Origin of the sequence: Pseudochrobactrum sp. AO18b, from assembly GCF_000409565.1 — a bacterium.
Classification (GTDB): Bacteria; Pseudomonadota; Alphaproteobacteria; order Rhizobiales; family Rhizobiaceae; genus Pseudochrobactrum; species Pseudochrobactrum saccharolyticum.
On sequence record NZ_ANNO01000217.1, the window covers coordinates 1 to 3665 of the forward strand.

At 52.2% G+C, this 3665-nt stretch carries 4 protein-coding genes; all 4 read left to right on the top strand.

What is annotated here, in order from left to right; all coding sequences use genetic code 11:
• Positions 1 to 168, top strand: a 168-nt coding sequence (locus A918_RS19990) for a helix-turn-helix domain-containing protein (protein WP_033316003.1), incomplete at its 5' end; no start/stop codon positions are given.
• A 232-nt stretch (positions 169 to 400) separates the two neighbouring features.
• The gene (gene adh, locus A918_RS0108990) at positions 401 to 1918 is read left to right on the top strand and encodes an aldehyde dehydrogenase (RefSeq protein ID WP_022710745.1); all 1518 of its coding nucleotides are present in this window, start codon (positions 401 to 403) and stop codon (positions 1916 to 1918) included.
• Positions 1919 to 2181: 263 nt separating this feature from the next.
• Positions 2182 to 3216, top strand: a complete 1035-nt coding sequence (locus tag A918_RS0108995; RefSeq protein WP_028233590.1) for a zinc-dependent alcohol dehydrogenase — start codon at positions 2182 to 2184, stop codon at positions 3214 to 3216.
• A 20-nt stretch (positions 3217 to 3236) separates the two neighbouring features.
• The gene (locus tag A918_RS0109000) at positions 3237 to 3602 is read left to right on the top strand and encodes a DUF779 domain-containing protein (protein ID WP_022710747.1); all 366 of its coding nucleotides are present in this window, start codon (positions 3237 to 3239) and stop codon (positions 3600 to 3602) included.
• Positions 3603 to 3665: the final 63 nt, after the last annotated feature.

Here is a 3665-nt window from a genome sequence, read left to right on the forward strand (position 1 = left end):
ACGCTGGCTGAGCAGGATATGGATATGGCCGAAGCTGAACGCGGTGTCATTATCCGCGCCCTTGCACGGGCTGAGGGTAAAATTTCCTCGGCAGCCAAAATTCTTGGCATGAGCCGTGCAACCCTGCATCGTAAGCTCAACCGTTTGCAGATCAGACGAAACGGCTGAGCCGCGCGGCATTCCGGAAAATGTGAAATGTTTTTTGGACGGGATGCACGAATTTAAAGCCATCTCTCAAACTGTCTCATTCTTGCGACATTGCGGGCAAGAGTTTGTGATGAGTGCTCCGCTGGCCTCATGACAAGCCGCGTATTTCCCGCAACATTATTTGTGAGTTCAGGCATGTCTATCTGAGGAGAGATAGCGTGCTGATAATGAGCGAAAAACAGGGAGAGAGACAATGAACAAGGTTGAAGTAAGCCGGACAGTTCATCCTAAATTTGCCAAACGCTATGGCAATTTCATCGGCGGCAAATGGGTCGAACCGAAATCCGGACGTTATTTTGAGAATATTTCACCGGTCAACGGGCAGGTTCTCTGCGAGATTGCCCGTTCCGATGCGGCAGATGTGGAACTGGCGCTTGATGCCGCCCACGCCGCGAAAGAAGCATGGGGGCGCACCAGTGCCGCAGAACGTGCGCTGATCCTCAATAAAATCGCTGACCGGATGCAGGATAATCTGGCACTGCTGGCCGAAGCCGAAACCTGGGACAACGGCAAGCCGATCCGCGAAACCACCAATGCCGATATGCCGCTGGCGATTGACCATTTCCGCTATTTTGCCGGTGCTATCCGTGCGCAGGAAGGCGGTATTTCTGAAATCGATCACGATACAGTCGCCTATCACTTCCATGAACCTTTGGGCGTGGTCGGGCAGATTATTCCGTGGAACTTCCCGATCCTGATGGCGGTGTGGAAACTCGCACCGGCACTGGCTGCGGGTAACTGTGTGGTGCTGAAACCGGCTGAGCAGACACCGGCTTCTATTCTGGTGCTGGCGGAACTGATCGGCGATCTGTTGCCTGCCGGTGTGCTGAATATTGTTAATGGTTTTGGTCTTGAGGCCGGTAAACCTTTGGCTTCCAGCCCGCGCATAGCCAAAATCGCCTTTACCGGTGAAACCACCACCGGTCGTCTGATTATGCAATATGCCAGTCAGAATCTCATTCCGGTCACGCTGGAGCTGGGTGGTAAATCACCCAACATCTTCTTTGAAGATGTGACTGCGGAAGATGATGACTATCTCGACAAGGCCATTGAAGGCTTTGTGATGTTTGCGCTCAATCAGGGTGAGGTCTGTACCTGCCCGAGCCGTGCGCTGATCCATGAAAAAATTTACGACAAATTCATGGAAAAAGCCCTGAAGCGCGTTGAGGCAATTGTGCAGGGTGACCCGCTCAATCCGGCAACCATGATCGGCGCGCAGGCCTCGCAGGAGCAGCTGGAAAAAATCCTCAGCTATATGGATATCGGTCGTCAGGAAGGTGCGGAAGTGCTGACCGGTGGCGAACGCAACCAGCTGGGCGGTGATCTGGCCGGTGGTTTCTATGTGAAGCCGACGGTCTTCAAAGGCCACAATAAGATGCGGATTTTTCAGGAAGAAATCTTCGGTCCTGTGGTTTCTGTCACGACTTTTAAAACGGATGAGGAAGCGCTGTCGATTGCCAATGACACGCTTTATGGCCTTGGTTCCGGTGTGTGGACGCGTAACGGCAACCGTGCTTACCGCTTTGGCCGTGGTATTCAGGCAGGGCGCGTCTGGACAAACTGCTACCATGCTTATCCGGCACACGCGGCTTTTGGTGGTTACAAACAATCTGGAATAGGGCGCGAAAATCACCTGAAAATGCTCGATCATTACCAGCAGACCAAAAATATGCTGGTGAGCTACAGCCCTAAAAAACTGGGCTTCTTTTGATCTGACGAAATGATCTCCCCCGAAGCCGGTCATGACTTCGGGGGAGATATGCAAAAACAAAAAATGAGAGCGAACGCAGTGAGTAGGATGCGTTGCAAACGCTCTGAATGTGGTTGCATTCCACGGCTGTCAGGCTGATCCGGCCTGATTGTGAAATGCTTCAGCCACGGTGATCCGGTCAATCCGGCTCGCCGACTTTCCGTAATGTTGGTGTCATGAATGGAGCAGAAGCAGTGCCTCTCTTTCTGCCAAAGGAGATTGTTATGGCAAAAACTATGAAAGCCGCTGTTGTACGTGAATTCGGAAAACCCCTGACAATTGATGAAGTGCCGATACCTGTGCCGGGGCCGGGGCAAATTCAGGTTGCTATTCAGGCATCCGGTGTTTGTCACACCGATCTTCATGCGGCTGAAGGCGACTGGCCGGTGAAACCAAATCCGCCATTTATTCCGGGACATGAAGGTGTGGGCTATGTTTCCGGCGTTGGTGCCGGTGTCAAACATGTCAAGGAAGGTGATCGCGTTGGTATTCCGTGGCTTTATACGGCTTGCGGCTATTGCAACCATTGTCTCGGCGGTTGGGAGACCTTGTGTGAATCTCAGGAAAATACCGGCTATTCTGTGAATGGCGGCTTTGCCGATTATGTGGTGGCTGATCCGAATTTTGTCGGTCATTTACCGAAGAATATCGAGTTTAACGAAATCGCGCCGGTACTCTGCGCTGGTGTGACCGTTTATAAAGGGCTGAAAGTCACGGATACCAAACCCGGTGACTGGATGGTGATTTCCGGTATCGGCGGGCTTGGCCATATGGCTGTGCAATATGCCAAAGCCATGGGGCTCAATGTTGTGGCTGTCGATATTGATGATGCCAAACTCGATCTGGCGCGACGACTGGGTGCAGTTGCAACCGTCAATGCCAAAACCAGTAATGATCCGGCAGCCGAAGTGAAAAAACTGACCGATGGCGGTGCGCAGGGCGCACTGGTGACAGCGGTCTCGCCAAAAGCGTTTCAGCAGGCGCTGGGGATGATGTCGCGTGGCGGCACGATTGCTTTCAACGGTCTGCCTGCCGGTGAGTTTCCGGTGTCGATTTTCAATATGGTGCTGAATGGTGTGACATTGCGCGGCTCCATTGTCGGCACAAGGCTGGATTTACAGGAGTCGCTTGATTTCGCTGCAGATGGTAAAGTGAAGGCGACGATCAGCACTGACAGGCTGGAGAATATCAACGCGATTTTCGACAAGATGCGCAAAGGTGAAATCGAAGGCCGTATCGTGATGGATATGACCAAATAGCCCACAAACAGGAGGGTGTCATGACTGAAGCAGAAATGAACACGAATACAGCGCCGCTGAACAAAGTGACTGCGACGCCTGACGCCCTCAAACTGATTGCCGAATTGCAGGCAGAATATGGCCCTGTGATGTTTCATCAGTCCGGCGGTTGCTGTGATGGTTCATCGCCGATGTGCTATGCACAAGGTGATTTTCTGATCGGCGATCAGGATGTGCAATTGGGTGAAATTGGCGGTGCGCCGTTTTATATCAGCCGTTCGCAATATGAAGCATGGAAACATACGGATCTGATTATTGATGTGGTGCCGGGGCGGGGCGGTATGTTCTCGCTCGATAATGGCCGTGAAGTGCGTTTTCTGACCCGCTCGACCATTTGTACGATTTAATTGCTCCCAAGGCGTGACGTAAAAAAGGGCGGAAATTCCGCCCTTTTTTATATGTCTGTATGG